This is a genomic window from Sulfurospirillum sp. HTRB-L1 (genome assembly GCF_059415125.1).
The window spans coordinates 1-16,643 of record NZ_JCAHZR010000003.1; the positions used below are offsets into that span (position 1 = coordinate 1).

Sequence of the window (16,643 nt, forward strand, 5' to 3'; positions counted from 1 at the left end):
TTTGGAACAAGCTTTGCACGCGCGCGGCTTCCTCTTTGGGAAAGTGGCTTGAAGCGACATTGGGATTAAACCACGTTTTTTGCGGGTCGTCGATGCGCGGGATGATGCGGAAAATATACCACCCGTACACCATAAAGCAAACGTTGAGCCGCTCATCCACTTTCAACACATCCTTGTCAAACAAGTTACGTTCAGCGGGTTTTTTACGGTTAGCCAGTTCGGCGTGCTTGGCGAGTTTGTACGCTCCTTCTGGGGTATTTTCAAAAAAATCCCGATAGGCCGCGTGTTTTGCTTTTCCCTCAACCCCTAAAATCTTTTTAAGCTCGAGATGGGACACTGCAATCATGGGCTGGGCTTTCCATGCTGCAGGGGCACTGACCATCCCTAAGACTACCTGATTGGCCCCCATGCCCTCATAACTGCTCTTACGGTACACCTTGTTAAGCACATCATGGGCGATGGTGTCGATGGGTTTCATGCGCCCATCGGCTCCTTGAACGACGATGGTGCCAAAGTGGTTCGCGTGAGTAAGGTCAAAGCTTTTAAGAAACGGGAGGTGTTCTTTGTACTCTTGGGCGGAAAGAGAACATGGAATACCAAGGAGCCCAACAAGAATAATAGTGCCAAACAAAGCTTTGATACGTGCGCTCATGGGGTTCCTTGGATACAAACTGGGTGCCCCCTTGGGGGGGCTTAGTAGGCGAGGGTCTTGGCTGGCTCGAGGTGGTTGATAATTTCTAATCCAAATCCACCAATACCCACGAACTCTTTTGCACCACTCGTACTTAAGAGTTCTATTTTTGAAATGCCCATCTTTTTGATAATCTGTGCTCCGATGCCGTATTCTCGCATTTGGCGCATGTTTTGGGCACCCCCTTCCATAAACACGACGATTCCCCCGTATTGTTGCACATACGCGATGCTCTCAAGAAGCGTGGTGCGCTTTTCATCGTTTTCCAAGAGGGCAATATCGGATGTAATGGTGTGAAATTTTACCGCCATACTCTCTTTAGGCTCACCAAAGGCGTAGACAGTGTGTTGGTTGTCGAAATGGTCTAAAAAATCCACCTTCCGCGCAAGTACTCCCATGAATTCCACCCGCGATTCGCACACCTGACGGATGAGTGACTCGTGCATCATGCGGTACTCCACAAGGTCGGAAATATAGACCATATTTAGGCCGTATTTGCCGCAAAAAAGATCCAAATCGGGGCGCCTTGCCATGTTGCCATCTTCTTTCATGATTTCACAAATCACCGCGGATTCTTTAAGTCCTGCTAACGCGCACAAATCAATCGAACCCTCCGTGTGGCCTATGCGCGCTAACACCCCGCCCTCTTTGGCGATGAGGGGAAAAATGTGACCAGGACGCACCAATTCCGTGGGTTTTGAATGCGCATCGGCAAGGATTTTTATCGTCATGTCGCGCTCAAAAGCAGAGATGCCCGTCGCCGCGCTTTTGGCATCCACAGAAATAGTAAAGGCTGTCTCGTAGGAAGAGTCGTTTTCTTTGACCATGGGCACAAGTGCCAGCCTCTTGGCAATCTCCCCAGACACAGACACGCAAATGAGCCCTTTGGCGTGGCTCGCCATGAAATTGACTTTTTCGGGGGTTGAAAGCTCTGCAGCATAGACCAAGTCCCCTTCGTTTTCGCGGTCTTCATCGTCCACCATCACGACCATCTTGCCTTGCTTGATGTCTTGAATAGCTTGGTTGACGCGTTTGAGCGCTTGGAGTGATTTTTGGTCATTTAAAATTGCATTCATTGAGTCGTTCTCCTTTAGAGCATGTGCCCCATTTTTTCTTTTTTGGTAGAAAGGTAGTGTGCATTGTGGTTATTGGAGGGCATGATGATGGGCCACCGTTCCACAATGGTGATGCCCTTAAGGGCGCTTATTTTTTTGGGATTATTGGTCAAAAGCCTGATTTTATCAATGCCAAAATGGCCCAAGATGATTTCCGCCATTTCGTAGGTGCGCTCGTCATTTAAAAAGCCAAGTTGGTGGTTTGCCTCGATAGTATCAAGGCCTTGGTCTTGGAGTGCGTACGCATTGACCTTATTGAAAAGGCCGATGTTGCGCCCTTCTTGACGCAAGTAAATGACCATGCCGCCGCGCTTTCCAATGGCCGCAAGAGCGTATTCGAGTTGGTCTTTGCAGTCGCACTTAAGAGACCCTAAGGCATCGCCTGTGAGGCATTCGCTGTGGATACGCACCAAAGGAATCTCCCCAAAAGGTTCTTTGAAAATCGCTAAATGCTCCTTGCCACCCTCTTTAAAAGCTTGAATCTGAAAGGTTCCAAAGCGTGAGGGAAGATGAGCAACGTGAGAATGGGTCGGGTTCATGGGTTTGCCTTAAATGTAGAAAGATGGGTAATCTGATACCCCTCACCCCGCACGGTACCGATGAGGTCGATGGGAAGCTTGGCCCGAAGCTGTTTCACAAGGGCTCGGATGCTCTCAGGACTGACAATTTCATCGTTATAAACAAGCGAAATAATTTCATCACACGTCATGAGGTTGGGGGATTTGAGAAAAAGATGCTTCAGTAAAGTTGCCTCTTTTTTTCCCAAGGAAATGGCTTGGTCGTGGTAATGAAACATCCATTTTTTGCAATCAAAATAGACATCTTGCGCTAAAAAGAAACGCTCGTCATTCCACACATTGCAAAGCTTGTAAATCTTCCATGTCATCTCTTGGGTGTAAAAATCTTTCGCAATAAAATCGTCATAAGAAAGATAATAAAGGGCTTTGAGCGTGTCGGGGTCAAAATCTTTCTCCAAAATGAGCAAAATCGGCGCAACGCCTCCGTTGGCGCGGATAAAATTTAGGATGCGCGGATTGGTAGGCTCTTTGAGGTTTAAAATAAACAGCGCATACGCATCCAAAAATTCCTCTTTAAAAACCTCTTCTTCGGTTTCCACGCACTTAAACTCCAACTTTTGACGGTACATATTCATGCGCTCAATGATGGCAGCGTGAAGGCTAACATCAGGTTCTTGGAGAAAAATATGCATCATCCACCTCGTCTGCATGGCGTCTTAATAGACTTTAAATTGGCTAAGTTCACTATCGAGTTTATTTGCCATGGTCGCCAAATGTTCACTCGCTTGCGCGACTTCTTCGATGCTTCTCGCGTTCGCACTGGCGATGGTTTCTATCTCTTTAATCTTGGCAATCATCGCGCTCACTGACGTGTTTACATGTAAGGCATCTTGAACGTTTTTTTGGTTACTTTGGATGTTGTGTTGCAAGATAGTAGCATTTTCATTGACCACGCCTTCCAAGCTTGAAGAAATCTCCGAAAGGGAAAGGATTTCTTTGGAATTGCTGTCCATTTGCCCTGAGGCATCGGCGATGGATTGGACGACGATGTTGATGGTCGTGTTAATTTCCCCAAGGCTTTTTTGGGTACGCTCGGCCAGTTTTCGCACCTCATCGGCTACCACCGCGAACCCACGCCCATGGTCTCCTGCGCGCGCGGCTTCGATGGCGGCGTTAAGGGCAAGCAGGTTAGTCTGGTCGGCAATATCGGCGATGACCGTTAAAACATTTTTAATCTCTTCGGTATTTTGGCTTGTTTTTTGAAGCTGTGAAGCAAGCTCTAACTCCTTACGAGAGCTTTCTTGAAGCTGGGTATTAAGCGTGTCCATTTGCGCTTGGATTTGCTGGAAGTTGTTGCTAACGGTGCCAAGTTGTGCGCTGTTGTGCTGCATGGTTTCAACGGAAGTTTTCATCCCATCAAGCACGGTTTGTCCCGTATTAACACCCTCGCAAACCAACGAAACCTCATCCTCAGAGCGCTTTCCAACCGATAAGGAAGTGGAGGAGAGTTCTTGGGAGATGGCCGTATTTTCCGAACTGCTCTCTTTGGCGCGAATGAGTAAATTTTGAATTTGTTCGATGAAATGATTCACCGAAGCGGCGATGTCGCCTAGTTCATCTTTACTCTTTACATGTAAGCGTTGGGTCAAATCTCCCTCGCCAGAGGCCAAGCTTTGCACCATGGCACGCAAGGCTTGCAAGGGTTTAAATTGCCATGTGAGCAACCCGTACAATCCCAAAATACCCACCACAAAAAAGAGTAAGCTAACCCATAAAAGTTTATTGGTTTGGGCGTTAAGGTTGGCAAACGCTACGTTTTGATCAAGGTTAACAAGCACCTTCCATCCTGTTGCTTCTACGGTGTCAAAGGCTAAAATCTTCGCACTGCCATCAATAGTAAAGGTAATAACGCCCGATTTTTTACTGTAGATTTCATCCTCAGCCCACTGTAATTCTTTTCTTACCTCACCCAACTTTTTCCCCTTAAACTCTGCAATAGGGTGAAAAATATTGTTGCGCTCAGCATCTGAGATGGAGGAAAATCCCCCCTCAAATTTTGTTTCGAGTACTTTTTTCTCAATATCTGCTAAGGGCACCACTAAAAAAGCGATATTTTCACCCTCAATAGGGGCCGAAACTGTGATGATAGGCATGCCAGGGCGCACAGGGTTATCATGGGGTGGCGAATACGAAGGCTTAAAGCCGTTGGCTTTGGTGGTGCGGTAGACCAACTCTCTTTCCATGACCTCGGCACTGATTTTTACCTGAGGCATGACATGCACCGCTTCTTCGCCCTTAAAATAGGCGATGCTCACCGCAACCCCCGCAGTATCTTTAGCTTGCGCCAAATGTTCCCGCACGCGTGCAGGTGTTTTTTCCTCCAACGCAAGGATGCTTTTACCAAGCGCTACGGAGATATCTTTTCTGTGCACAAGCCAATCATCGATAATATGCGCCAACGCACCAACTCTTCCTTTAAGGGCTTCATGAATTTCAACCGTTGCCGTTTTTTCCATCATGGCATGATTAATCACCAAAAATACACCAAACCCCGTCACTATCCCGCCCATAATAGAAAGAATAATCTTTTGCTGCAACCTCATCCATGCCCCTTTTTTTAATTTTACAAGAGTTCTTGCAAAAATGGATTTGCAAGAAGTTTCACTATTTTATCACCATTTCGTGACCAAATAGTGACCTTGCACGTAACGGATGCAAGGTCACCCTCTTCTAGGATACGTTTACATGTAACGCAAATTTTCTAAAACCGGTACGTCACGTACCACTTTGCATAGGTAAAATCATCTTTGTCTACATTATCATCGTACTTGGCATACCCTGCCCAAACCCGCGTGCTAAACCCTTTTAGCAATCCTGCAAAAGCGTAGTTCACATCGATATTTACTTCGGTTGCTTTACCCAGCTTAGTACCAGAATTCGCTTTACCCTCACTGCTTTGTTTAAAATGACCCACTTTTACAGCACTGCGCAAGGCTTTGATGCCAAAATTGTGCGAAGCCTCCAAAGAGATAGCCTCCGTGCCTGCAAAAATAGCGTTATTAACCAGCATGGAGGTATCCAAAAGCGCATCAGGCACGTGGCCTAAAGTACTAGGAAAATCCGCGTCATCGTCCACAGACGTATAAGCAGCTTTTAGTGCTACATCAGCAAGGGTCGTCATAGCCCTCATGCCATAAAAAGAGGTATCTTTTTTACCTGCCGCGTCAAAATCCGCGCCACCCCACAGCACACCCAGCGTCAAAGGAAGTTCAATGGGTAGCTTGTAATCCGCACGGGCGTAGTATTGGTCAAACCCGCCAGCAGTCATCACAGGCGCGTCACCGTTGTTGGTTTTTTCGTTGGTAGTGAGGTATTGGCCCTCAAAGGTCACGCCCTTAAGGCTCGTGTTTTTAACAAACACGCTGTAGAGAGGTTTTTTATAGTGCACATCTTCTTGCACGATACCGCCGTTTGAATCGCTCCCGTAGCGCTTGTTCCACTCTTTAATGTAAACCAATTTCACCATCGTATCGGGAATTTCATTGACCGTAAGCACCGCGCCTGTGAAATAATCTTCCAAAGGCCACGCCGCACTGCTCATCAACAACGGAAGCTTAATGCCTTGACGACCCACCATAATGTTTGAATTCAAGAAAGAGTATTGCAAGTAAAAGTTATGCAAGTGGGACGCACTAACAGAGTTGCGCGTATCGTCTTCGGTGGTGTTTTTTTTGTGAATCTTTAAATCATGGCCTGATTGAAACCCAAGGCCCAATTTAAACCCGTAAAAATCATCGGTGAGGTATTTCATCTCCACGGCAACAGAGCCAACATTGGAGTTATTGGCCGGGTCATTGGGTTTTAGTGCCGCCGCGTCCGAATCGGTACCCGCAGAATAAACAAATTTAAAGGCCCCGCTAAATTTTCCATTTTTAAACGCATCTTCTAAGGATTCACCCGCTTGCGCCATGGTGCCCAGAGCCACGAGCGCTGCTAAGGATAAATGTATCGCTTTCATAATTTCCCCTTTGTATTACCTACATGTACACCCCAAAGCCCGTGTTGGCCCATGGCCCCAAGGGCTTTGGTGGTATGACATTTTTGGCCCTCTTTTACAAGAGAGCGCCTGTGCCGATAGCCCATTGAACAAAACACTCATGTGAATCTTACCCACGACGCAAGGGCGTTTTGAGACGCAAAAGGCTATTCGCCCCGTTTCACGACCCGATACCCTTCGCCCTTGACGGTTTCGATAAAATTCAAAGGAATCTTTCCTCTAAGTTGGCGTACCAGTGAGCGTATACACTCTTCGCTCACGCTTTCTCCACGGTAGATGTAATACACAATGTCCGCGTAAGAGATCACGCACGGCGACTTGACCAGTAAAAATTTCAACAACAACGCCTCTTTTTTACCCAACGTTATCTCCTCTTCCCCGTGGATAAACTGCAAATGTTTGCAATCAAAATAGGTCTCTTGGGAGAAGAAAAATTTATCATCGTTCCAAATGTCACACAGTTTATAAATCCTAAACATAATCTCTTCAGGAAAAAACGGTTTAAAAATAATGTCGTTATACGAGTGGTAGTAAAGGGTTTTGAGCTTTGGAGGGTCAAAGGTGGGCTCCAAAATGAGCAAAATGGGGGCATCGCCCCCATTGTTGCGCAAAAAATGCATCAAAGATGGGTCGAGAGGATTAGAAAGATTTAAGGCAAACAGCGCATACTCGGACAATACCTCAGCATGGTCTAAAAGTGCCTCTTCGTGTTGCACTTTATGCACATAGATTCTCAATCGGTACCGATTTAAACACGCCTCAATCCGCTCTTGCAATGCCCTGTCTGACTCAAGAAGAAAAATTTTCATTTTTCACTCTCCCTTTTTAAACGCCTTTGCCAATCCTTTTTCTACTGCCTCTTTTTCTTCGTCGAACTTACCCTCATAGTATTGGTACTCAGGCTTATAATAATTCAACACGCTTCGTAGCCCTTTGTGCCCTGCGCTTATATGGCAAGACGCACAGCTAATCTGCTTGTCGCTCCCTAGTAGCGCGTGGTAATGGGCATGCATTTCTTGCCCTTTGGGGCTAATAAAGGCATTGGTTTTGTAGTTACTGTGGCATGACGTGCACCCATCGTCGTAGACAAATTTCTCACGGTGTGCGCGTTTTTCGTACCAGTCAATGCCATCCACATCTCCAAAAAAGTGAATCGCCCCTTCCACAACACCATTTTTCGCTTTGGTGAAGATGTAGTTAAAGACATTATCATGGGGCATGTGACAGCTCACACAACTTGCCTTAAACCCGCTCTCACCCGCTCCACCGTGCACGTCTGCGTGGTAAGCTGATACCATCGGCGCCATCTCGTGGCACACGATACAAAACTTATCATCACTCGTGCGATGAAGCCCTTCATAGGTTACCCATGAACCAAAAAGTCCTAAAAACACGCCGATTGCTCCTGCGGCTATGAGTATGCGTTTTTTCATGGTGTTGGCCTCATCCACAAATCGATATCGTGCTCATGGCACTCGGTACACATATTGGTCGAGGGTTTATGCTCATTGTGACACTCATCACAATACAAGGTAGGCCCATCGTGGATAGAGTTGTGAGGGTTCACCTTAAGCTTATCCATAAACGCTAACCGCTCCGCCATATGTACTTTACTTTGATGACAGGAAGTACATCCCTCATCACCTATATACGTAAACTCCTTGGGGTTATCCCCTTGGCCCACATGGCAAAACGTACACTCAAAAGAGAGTTTTCCATGGTGGGATTTGAGGGGATATTCTTCTCTAAGCTCAGGCGTAACGACCACGGGAGTCAGGGAGGAGCTTGGCTCACTCCCGACTAAGGCCATCACGCCCAGCATGAGAAAAACCCCAGCAATTGCTAATATTTTTCCGCCACGCATTGTTAAATATTTTCTCCTGCAATCATGCCGAAGGTCAAGCAATCTGTCACCGCGCAACTCCCTAGGCGACTCGCACCATGGGTTCCACCAGTCACTTCTCCTGCGGCATAAAGGCCGGGGATTGGTTTGTTGGTGTTGGCTGAAATCACTTGGGCCTTGGTATTAATTTTTACGCCGCCCATCGTGTGGTGAGGTTTTGGAGAAAGGCGCACACTGTAAAAGGGCCCTTTCATGTCGATACACTCACCATTAAACGCTGCAACAGGCTTACCAAATTCATCTACGCCTTTTTTTACACCTTCGTTAAACTTCGCAACACTCTCTTTGAGCGCCGCCGCGGGAATCTTGCGATCTGCTGCGAGCTCATCAAGGGTGTTGTATTTTTTCATCACACCCGAGGTCAACCCTTTTTCCACTTGAGGAATGATTTGGGGATCAAAGGTGTTATACGTGCCAATAGCCACAGGGAAGGCTTCTGGGGCTTCTTTTAAGATGCGATACTGTGCATCTGCACGGGTTTTACGGTCAGCTAGTTCGTTCATAAAGCGCTTTCCGTTACGCACGTCTACGGCGATACCAAATTTAAACAACCCTTGCTGGGTAAGTTGTGGTGCTACGCCAAACCCACGCTCATCTGGGCTCGCCCAAGGGCCTTCTTGAATCCAATCCACTTGCACAGGAAGGGCACCAATTTGAAACGCTTTGAGCATGGCACCCGCGGTGGCACCTGCGTGGTTAGTGGTATCTGAATTATCAGGAATCTGTGGGTTTTGAAGCTTGCGGTACATGCGGTCTGCACTAAAGCCACCCGAAGCTAGCACAACGCCTTTTTTCGCTTTGAACGCTTTTTTCTCACCTGTTTTGTTTTCAAGGTCATCACTAAAAAGCTTCGTATCAAAGCGATAATTTGTGCGTGCCACAACACCGACAACGCCACCTTTAGCATCTAACACAAAATCATCAAACTTAGTACGGCGGTAGATTTTGCACCCAGGCAATTTTTCTACAAATTCGCTCATGGGTTTAATGATACCCGCACCCGTCATGTCGCTTGTAACAATCGTTCGTGGCACAGAGTGCCCGCCAAACCAAGAGGGTTTTTCGCCCAATTTATACTCAGCACCACACTCTTGCGAGAAGGCAAACGCATCGCTTGCGCGTGCTGCGATGACTTCCAAAAGCTCTACGTGATTGATGCCAAGGCCCGCCTTAAGGCTATCGGCGATAAAACGCTCCGCCGAGTCTTCGATGCCAAATTTCTTTTGGTCCGCATTGTTTGGAACCGCAAACGCGCCTCCATTGATGGCGGAGTTGCCCCCAATGCGTCCCATTTTTTCAAGGATAAGCACGCTAAGTCCGCGCTGTGCCGCCTTGGCAGCAGCTGCGAGACCCGCAAACCCTGTACCAATCACAATGACGTCATATTCTTCGTCAAATTTGACCTCTTTTTCTACAGGGGCAGCTGCATAAGCATTGCTTGCACCAAAGACGGCTAACCCTGTGCCAAGTGCGCCAAGTTTAAGGGCATCTCTTCTGGATAATGTTTCTTTCTTCATCTGTAACTCCTTTTGTGTGGTCGTGCTTTGTTCGTTAACAATTTTAACGCCACACTGTGAGATGTTACGTGAGATTTTGAAAGTTTATTGAATTGATAAACTATATTATAATCATCAGATAATTATAAGTTAAAATCTCACATCTCCCTAAATAGAGCCATTTGAACAAATTTTAATCTTCCAAATATAGAAGAAAATGCCTCTCTTTAGAAATCTTCTTTTTATTTTCTTGCATTAAATGCACTATTTTTACGAATTACCATATTAATTTATTGGTAAAAGTTTATTTTCATAAATAGCCACTTGCGCCATTTTTTTCGCAAGTGGCCTCGGGCTTTTTGGAGCCTAATTAGATGCTTTCACCCGCAATCATGCCAAAGACAAGGCAGTCCGTTACTGCCACTGTGCCCAAACGGCTAGCCCCGTGGGTGCCGCCTGTTATCTCTCCCGCAGCATAAAGGCCGGGGATTGGCTTGTTGGTATTGGCCGAAATGACCTGTGCTTTGGTGTTAATTTTTACGCCACCCATCGTGTGGTGAGGCTTGGGTGTAAGGCGCACACAATAGTATGGGCCCTTCTCTTCGATGCCTTTTCCTTCAAAGGTTTCAACGGGCTTGCCAAATTCATCGACTCCTTTTTTAACCCCTTCGTTAAACTTCGCCACGCTCTCTTTGAGCGCCGCTGCAGGGATGCCATAGGCCGCCGCCACTTGGTCAAGGGTGTCAAATTTTTGCATCACTTTGGTTTGCAAGGCTTTGTCGATTAAAGGATAGAGTTGTTCCCCAAAGGTATTGTAGGTGCCAAACGTCACAGGAAAGGCCTTGGGGTCTTCGCGAAGAATCTTAAACTCTGCGTCCGCACGGGTTTTACGGTCGGCTAGCTCGTTCATAAAGCGTTTTCCGTTGCGCACATCCACGGCGATACCGTGCTTAAATAACCCTTGTTGGGTCATAAGTGGCGCGATGCCAAACCCGCGCTCATCGGGGCTTGCCCATGGGCCAAACTGAATCCAATCTACCTGCACAGGAAGAGCGCCGATTTGAAACGCTTTGAGCATCGCGCCCGCGGTGGCACCCGAATGGTTGGTCGCATCCGCGTCGTCTGCGATGCGGGGGTCTTGGAGTTTTCGGTAGATTTTGTCTGAACCAAAACCGCCAGCGGCTAATACAACGCCTTTTTTGGCTCTATATGCTTTTTTCTCACCTGTTTTGTTTTCAAGGTCATCGCTGTAAAGGTTGGCATCAAAACGGTAATTTGTGCGTGCCACAACCCCAATGACCCCACCCTGTGCATCTAGCACAAAATCATCAAACTTGGTACGGCGGTAGATTTTGCACCCAGGGAGTTTTTCTACAAACTCTACCATAGGTTGAATCACCCCTGAACCGCTCATGTTTTCTGTTACTAGGGTGCGTGCAACGGAGTGGCCGCCAAACCATGCAGGTTTTACATCTTGCCACTTGGCACCGCATTGAATCGAAAACTGCAACGCATCATCCGCGCGCGCTGCGATGGTCTCTAAAAGTTCTACGTGGTTAATGCCAAGACCCGCTTTTAAGCAGTCTGCGATAAAGCGCTCATTGGAATCCTCGATGCCGTGTTTCTTTTGAAGGGCCATGTTAGGCACCGCCATCCCGCCACCATTGATGACCGAGTTGCCTCCGATGCGTCCCATTTTTTCAAGGACAAGCACTGAAAGCCCACGCTGTGCCGCTTTAGCCGCTGCAGCAAGTCCCGCAAAGCCTGTACCGATGATGATGACGTCAACTTCTTCGTCAAATTTGACCTCTTTTTCTGTTGGAGCCGCTGCGTAGGCATTGCTTGCACCAAATACGGCCAATCCCGCACCAAGTGCACCAAATTTGAGCGCGTCTCTACGCGATAAGGTTTCCTTCTTCATGTGTAACTCCTTTTGTGTGGTAGTGTTTTGTTCAGTTAAAATTGTAACAACCCATCGTGATATTTAATGTGTTATTTAATTTATAAACTACTATATTTTATTAAGTAAATCACAAAAATCACTTTTACATGTAAGAAGGAAAGCGAAAAGGGAAAAAAGGGGCTGTTTTAGTGCGCGTGGGGCAAAAAGAGTTATGTGTGAGCTTGTAGCATTTTTAAGCAACTGGGCGTTTTTTGTGCATAAAAACGCCATCAACAAGGCTTGGCTTGTGTAAAATACAAAAAACTTTATTAAGGAGCGTCAATGAAACGATTGAGTGTTCTTGCTACTTCGGTTGCATTAGTGTCCTCTTTGGCTGTGGCTAAGGAGATTAAAATTGGTGCAGTTATGCCCATGAGTGGCCCGCTAGCAGCTTACGGTCAAACCACCTACGAGGGGATCGAACTCGCCAACAAACTTCAACCAACGCTTAAAAACGGCGACACCATTAAATTGGTTTTGGTAGACAACAAAGGCGACAAAGTAGAAACCGCTACGGCAACAACACGTCTCTTGAGTTCTGATGGCGTGGTGGGTATTTTGGGCGCATTAACCAGTACTAACACCGCTCAGGTTATCGCTGTGGCAGAAAAACGCGAAGTGCCCATCATCGCCGCAGTGGCGACCAATGACCAACTCACTGAGCGGAGAAAATTTGCCAACCGTGTGTGCTTTATGGACTCCTTTCAAGGGGCCGTGGTAGCCAACTATGCCTTTAAAGATTTGGGCCTTAAAACCGCCGCAATCATCACCGACCAAGCACAGGTATACTCCTTGGGACTCTCAAAAGCGTTTGAGGAAGCCTTTAAAGCAGCAGGTGGAACGGTCGTGAAAAAGGTTACCATCAGTTCGGGAGACAAAGATTTCCGTGCAGCCGTTTCCCAGATGAAAGGGGCTAATCCTGAGTTTATGTTCCTACCTCTTTACCACCCCGAAGCCTCTATGATTGCCCGCCAATCCAAACAAGCAGGGCTTGATATCCCCATGTTCTCAGGCGATGGCGTTTCCAACCAAACCTTCATTGACCTTGGTGGCAATGCTGTTGAAGGGTACATGTTTACTGACTTTTTTGACTACTCCGCCCCTCCAACCCAAAAGTCTAAAGATTTCATGGCCGAATACGAAAAAGCCACAGGCAAAAAAGAGTTAGGCTCCTTTACTGCCCTTGGTGCGGACACGTACTACCTTATGGTTGATGCCATGAACCGTTGTGATGACCCTACCGATTCTATTTGTATCAACACACAAATCAAAGCTACCAAAGGCTTTGAGGGCGTCAGTGGCGTGATTAACCTCGACGAAAAAGGCAACGCGACGCGCTCTGCTGTTATTAAAGAAATCAAAGACGGCAAAGCCGTATACAAAGCAACTGTAAACCCCTAAACCACGGAGACTAGCTAGCACCCAAGGCCCATACGCGCCTTTGGGTGTGGGCGTCTCCAAAGCTTTACATGTAAAGCCCTTTGGAGACGCCCAGTGTTATTTTGACTTGCTTGGAGAGTAGATGGAATTCACAACGTTTATGCAACAAATGATAAACGGGTTTAGTTTGGGAAGTATGTACGCACTCGTTGCTATCGGATATACGATGGTGTATGGTGTGTTGCGGCTAATCAACTTTGCCCACGGTGATGTTTTGATGGTAGGTGCCTTTTTAGGCTTTTTTGGAATCGCAGTGCTTGAACTTCCTTTTTTTGCTGCGGTTATTCTAGCGATTGCGGGTTCCGCTCTTTTGGGTGTCATGATTGACCGCATTGCCTACAAACCCTTGCGCGACGCGCCGCGTATCTCCCTTTTGATTACTGCTATTGGCGTGAGCTTCTTTTTAGAAAACATCTTTAATGTCGTCTTTGGCGGCGTTCCTAGAGCCTTCCCCGTGCCCGATTTTACCGAACAAATCATCTCTGTGTCAGGATTGATGTTTTCTGTGGCATCCATCATGGTGCCTATCGTGACGCTTATTTTACTGGCCATTATTTTGCTGATTTTGTTTAAAACCAAATACGGCATGGCCATTCGCGCCCTTGCTTTTGACGCCCAGACGGTCAATTTGATGGGCATTGATGCCAACCGTATTTTTGCGGTGGTCTTTGCTATTGGCTCTGCACTAGCGGCGGTGGGCGGCATCTTTTGGGCGCTTAATTACCCTTCGGTTGAACCCATGATGGGCGTGCTCATCGGCCTAAAAGCGTTTGCCGCAGCAGTGGTAGGCGGCATTGGAAGTGTCGCTGGCGCCGTGCTTGGAGGGCTTATCATCGGCTTTACTGAGGTGGTGGTGATTGCGTTTTGGCCAGATTTAGGCGGCTACAAAGATGCTTTTGCCTTTGTGTTTTTGATACTGGTTTTACTCTTTAAGCCCACAGGGATTTTAGGGTATGACTTTGAAAAATCACGGTTTTAAGGAGGCGGGCATGATTTTATCTCAACGTAAAATGTTGCACCTCTTCTTTTACGGAGTGGCGATTTGGTTTATCTGGTTTGCCCAAACCACACTGGATGAATACTCCATACGCATCCTAAACAACATCGCTATTTTTATGATTTTAGCCGTCAGCTACAACCTCATCAATGGCGTCACAGGACAGCTTTCCCTTGAACCCAATGGCTTTGTAGCCATCGGCGCGTACGTGGCAGCGATTATCTTGCTAGATGCGGACACGATGCTCTACCAATACTACATCGAAGACCCCAGTCCAGTGGTGCTTGCCATCTACAGCCAAAGCTTTATCCTCGCCCTTTTGGCCGGGGGGATTGTCTCTACCTTTGTGGCACTCATGCTTTCGTTTCCTGTGTTTCGGGTGCGCGGGGATTACTTGGCCATCGTAACACTGGGCTTTGGGTTTATCATCCGCATTTTAGCCATCAACAATCCCCACATTACCAACGGTTCATTGGGGCTTAATGACATCCCCGAATACTCCAACCTCTACTGGACAGGGGGCATCGCCCTTGTGGCGGTGACCGTGATTTTAAACATCATCTACTCCAAGTACGGTCGCGCCATGAAAGCCGTACGGGATGATGAAGACACCGCCATTGCCATGGGGGTCAATACCTTCAAAATCAAAACCCTTGCCTTTTGCACCAGCGCCTTCATGGAGGGCGTGGGCGGTGGCTTGTTGGCGTGTTTGCTCACCAGTATTTCGCCAGACTTGTTTACGTTCTTCCTCACGTTCCAACTGCTCATTATTATTGTTTTGGGGGGCCTTGGCAGTACCACAGGGGCGATTGTTGGGTCGATTTTGGTTATCGGGGGCGCAGAATGGATGCGCTTTTTGGATGAACCCATGGCGTTGTTTGGGTTTGAAACGCCCGCGATGCCAGGCATGCGCATGGTTATTTTCTCGGTCATTTTGATTTTGGTCATGCTCTTTGCGCGTGAGGGAATCATGGGCAAAAAAGAGCTGTTTGATCACTTTGGGAAAAAGAAAGGAGGGAAGTCATGATACTGCAAGTCAAGCATGCCACCATGCGTTTTGGCGGTGTAGTAGCGGTCAACGACACCTCTTTTACCGTCGCTTCCAAAGAAATTTACGGCCTCATTGGCCCCAATGGTGCGGGCAAAACCACGATGTTTAACATCATCACGGGAAACTACCTCGCCACGGAAGGGAGCATCCTTTTTCGTCAAGAAGAACTCAAAGGCATCAAGCCCCACAAAATCGTCCGCAAAGGCATTGCGCGTACCTTTCAAAACATCCGTTTATTTAAAAGCATGAGCGTGCTGGACAATGTGCTCATTGGGTTTGATTTTCAAGCGCGGTACTCCTTTTTAGAAGCCATTACACGTTTGCCCCGTTTTTTTGGCGAAGAAAAGCGCATCCGCACCAAAGCCTTCGAGATTTTACACTACCTTGGGATTGACCATTTAGCACACCACAACGCGACAGATTTGAGCTACGGGCAACAACGCAAGGTGGAAATCGCGCGCGCCCTTGCCACCAACCCTGAACTGCTTTTACTTGATGAGCCTGCCGCGGGGATGAACCCTGTGGAAACCAAGGAGTTAGCGGAGCTTATCTTTAAAGCCAGGGAAGATTTTGATTTGACCGTTTTGCTCATTGAGCACGATATGAAATTTGTGAATCACCTGTGCGACAAAGTACTCGTGCTTGATTATGGCAAAACCATCTTTGAGGGCAAGCCTGCGGATGCTATTCAAAACAAAGAGGTGATTGCCGCGTATTTGGGGGATTTTAAACATGATTAGGGTGAAAGATTTACATGTATACTACGGCGTGATTGAAGCGGTCAAGGGCGTCTCTTTTGAGGTGCCTGAGGGGAAGATTATCTCACTTATTGGCTCCAACGGTGCGGGCAAAACCTCGACGCTAAATGCGCTTTTGAACCGCGTCAAACGCAAAGGCGAAGTGGTGTTTTCAGGGTTTCACACCGACAAGCACAAAACCCACACCCTTGTACAGCATGGCATCTCTTTGGTGCCCGAGGGCCGACGGGTGTTTATCAACCTTACCGTCGAAGAAAACCTCCGCATGGGCGCGTTTAACAACGACGAAAACTACGAACACCTCAAAGAAACCATGTACGAACTTTTTCCACGCATCAAAGAAAAGCGCCACCAAATGGGAGGCACCCTTAGCGGAGGCGAACAGCAAATGCTCGCCATCTCACGAGCGCTCATGAGTGAACCCAAAGTGTTGATGCTTGATGAACCAAGCTTAGGGCTAGCGCCCAAGGTCATCGGCGAAGTGTTTGCGACCATCGAACGTCTCAAAAAAGAGGGGATTACCATCTTACTAGTAGAGCAAAATGCCTTTGCCGCGTTAAAGATTTCTGATTACGCGTACGTGATGGAAAACGGGCACATCGTCATGGAAGACGTGGCCGCTTCGCTTGTAGGAAACGACGAGGTGCGTAAAAAATACCTCGGCGGGTAAAAGAA

The 16,643-nt window shown here is 47.4% G+C and carries 15 protein-coding genes and 1 pseudogene; 5 read left to right on the forward strand and 11 right to left on the reverse strand.

From position 1 onward, the window contains the following. The 11 genes and pseudogenes from AC5SLM_RS05620 to AC5SLM_RS05670 form a co-directional block, all read right to left on the reverse strand. A pseudogene (locus AC5SLM_RS05620) lies at nt 1-652 on the reverse strand (hypothetical protein); the annotation flags it as partial. Nucleotides 653-693: 41 nt separating this feature from the next. Further along, a complete protein-coding gene (locus tag AC5SLM_RS05625; RefSeq protein ID WP_495249956.1) occupies nt 694-1,767 on the reverse strand; it encodes a bifunctional 3,4-dihydroxy-2-butanone 4-phosphate synthase/GTP cyclohydrolase II in 1,074 nt (357 codons plus the stop codon). A 14-nt stretch (nt 1,768-1,781) separates the two neighbouring features. Beyond that, entirely contained in the window at nt 1,782-2,345 is a 564-nt protein-coding gene (ribA, locus tag AC5SLM_RS05630) for a GTP cyclohydrolase II (RefSeq protein ID WP_495249957.1), read from the reverse strand. Continuing rightward, nucleotides 2,342-3,016 (reverse strand): winged helix-turn-helix domain-containing protein, encoded by a 675-nt coding sequence (locus AC5SLM_RS05635; protein WP_495249958.1) that lies wholly within the window; start codon nt 3,014-3,016, stop codon nt 2,342-2,344. The genes ribA and AC5SLM_RS05635 overlap by 4 nt, the downstream gene beginning before the upstream one ends. 24 nt (nt 3,017-3,040) lie before the next feature. Next, nucleotides 3,041-4,927, reverse strand: a complete 1,887-nt coding sequence (locus AC5SLM_RS05640) for a methyl-accepting chemotaxis protein (RefSeq protein ID WP_495249959.1) — start codon at nt 4,925-4,927, stop codon at nt 3,041-3,043. A 158-nt stretch (nt 4,928-5,085) separates the two neighbouring features. Beyond that, nucleotides 5,086-6,342: an OprD family outer membrane porin gene (locus AC5SLM_RS05645; RefSeq protein ID WP_495249960.1), complete on the reverse strand. Its 1,257-nt coding sequence runs from the start codon at nt 6,340-6,342 to the stop codon at nt 5,086-5,088. A gap of 185 nt (nt 6,343-6,527) precedes the next feature. Next, nucleotides 6,528-7,190, reverse strand: coding sequence for a winged helix-turn-helix domain-containing protein (locus AC5SLM_RS05650; protein WP_495249961.1), 663 nt, complete (start codon nt 7,188-7,190; stop codon nt 6,528-6,530). 3 nt (nt 7,191-7,193) lie between these two features. Continuing rightward, complete coding sequence (locus AC5SLM_RS05655) at nt 7,194-7,814, reverse strand: cytochrome c3 family protein (protein ID WP_495249962.1); 621 nt, start codon at nt 7,812-7,814, stop codon at nt 7,194-7,196. After that, nucleotides 7,811-8,245 carry a cytochrome c3 family protein gene (locus AC5SLM_RS05660; RefSeq protein ID WP_495249963.1) on the reverse strand — a complete coding sequence of 145 codons (435 nt, stop codon included), beginning with the start codon at nt 8,243-8,245 and terminating at the stop codon, nt 7,811-7,813. The genes AC5SLM_RS05655 and AC5SLM_RS05660 overlap by 4 nt, the downstream gene beginning before the upstream one ends. Nucleotides 8,246-8,247: 2 nt before the next feature. Continuing rightward, nucleotides 8,248-9,801 carry a flavocytochrome c gene (locus tag AC5SLM_RS05665; protein WP_495249964.1) on the reverse strand — a complete coding sequence of 518 codons (1,554 nt, stop codon included), beginning with the start codon at nt 9,799-9,801 and terminating at the stop codon, nt 8,248-8,250. 349 nt (nt 9,802-10,150) lie between these two features. Next, a complete protein-coding gene (locus tag AC5SLM_RS05670) occupies nt 10,151-11,701 on the reverse strand; it encodes a flavocytochrome c (RefSeq protein ID WP_495249965.1) in 1,551 nt (516 codons plus the stop codon). Nucleotides 11,702-12,004: 303 nt separating this feature from the next. Here AC5SLM_RS05670 and AC5SLM_RS05675 point away from each other — a divergent pair, with 303 nt between their 5' ends. The 5 genes from AC5SLM_RS05675 to AC5SLM_RS05695 all read left to right on the forward strand — a co-directional run bounded on the left by AC5SLM_RS05675 (nt 12,005) and on the right by AC5SLM_RS05695 (nt 16,638). After that, complete coding sequence (locus tag AC5SLM_RS05675; RefSeq protein WP_495249966.1) at nt 12,005-13,123, forward strand: ABC transporter substrate-binding protein; 1,119 nt, start codon at nt 12,005-12,007, stop codon at nt 13,121-13,123. A 121-nt stretch (nt 13,124-13,244) separates the two neighbouring features. Then, nucleotides 13,245-14,141, forward strand: a complete 897-nt coding sequence (locus AC5SLM_RS05680; protein ID WP_495249967.1) for a branched-chain amino acid ABC transporter permease — start codon at nt 13,245-13,247, stop codon at nt 14,139-14,141. Nucleotides 14,142-14,154: 13 nt separating this feature from the next. Beyond that, entirely contained in the window at nt 14,155-15,186 is a 1,032-nt protein-coding gene (locus tag AC5SLM_RS05685; protein WP_495250377.1) for a branched-chain amino acid ABC transporter permease, read from the forward strand. Then, nucleotides 15,183-15,950, forward strand: a complete 768-nt coding sequence (locus AC5SLM_RS05690; protein WP_495249968.1) for an ABC transporter ATP-binding protein — start codon at nt 15,183-15,185, stop codon at nt 15,948-15,950. Before AC5SLM_RS05685 ends, AC5SLM_RS05690 begins: the two co-directional genes overlap by 4 nt. Beyond that, a complete protein-coding gene (locus tag AC5SLM_RS05695) occupies nt 15,943-16,638 on the forward strand; it encodes an ABC transporter ATP-binding protein (RefSeq protein ID WP_495249969.1) in 696 nt (231 codons plus the stop codon). Before AC5SLM_RS05690 ends, AC5SLM_RS05695 begins: the two co-directional genes overlap by 8 nt. The last annotated feature ends 5 nt before the right edge of the window (nt 16,639-16,643 follow it).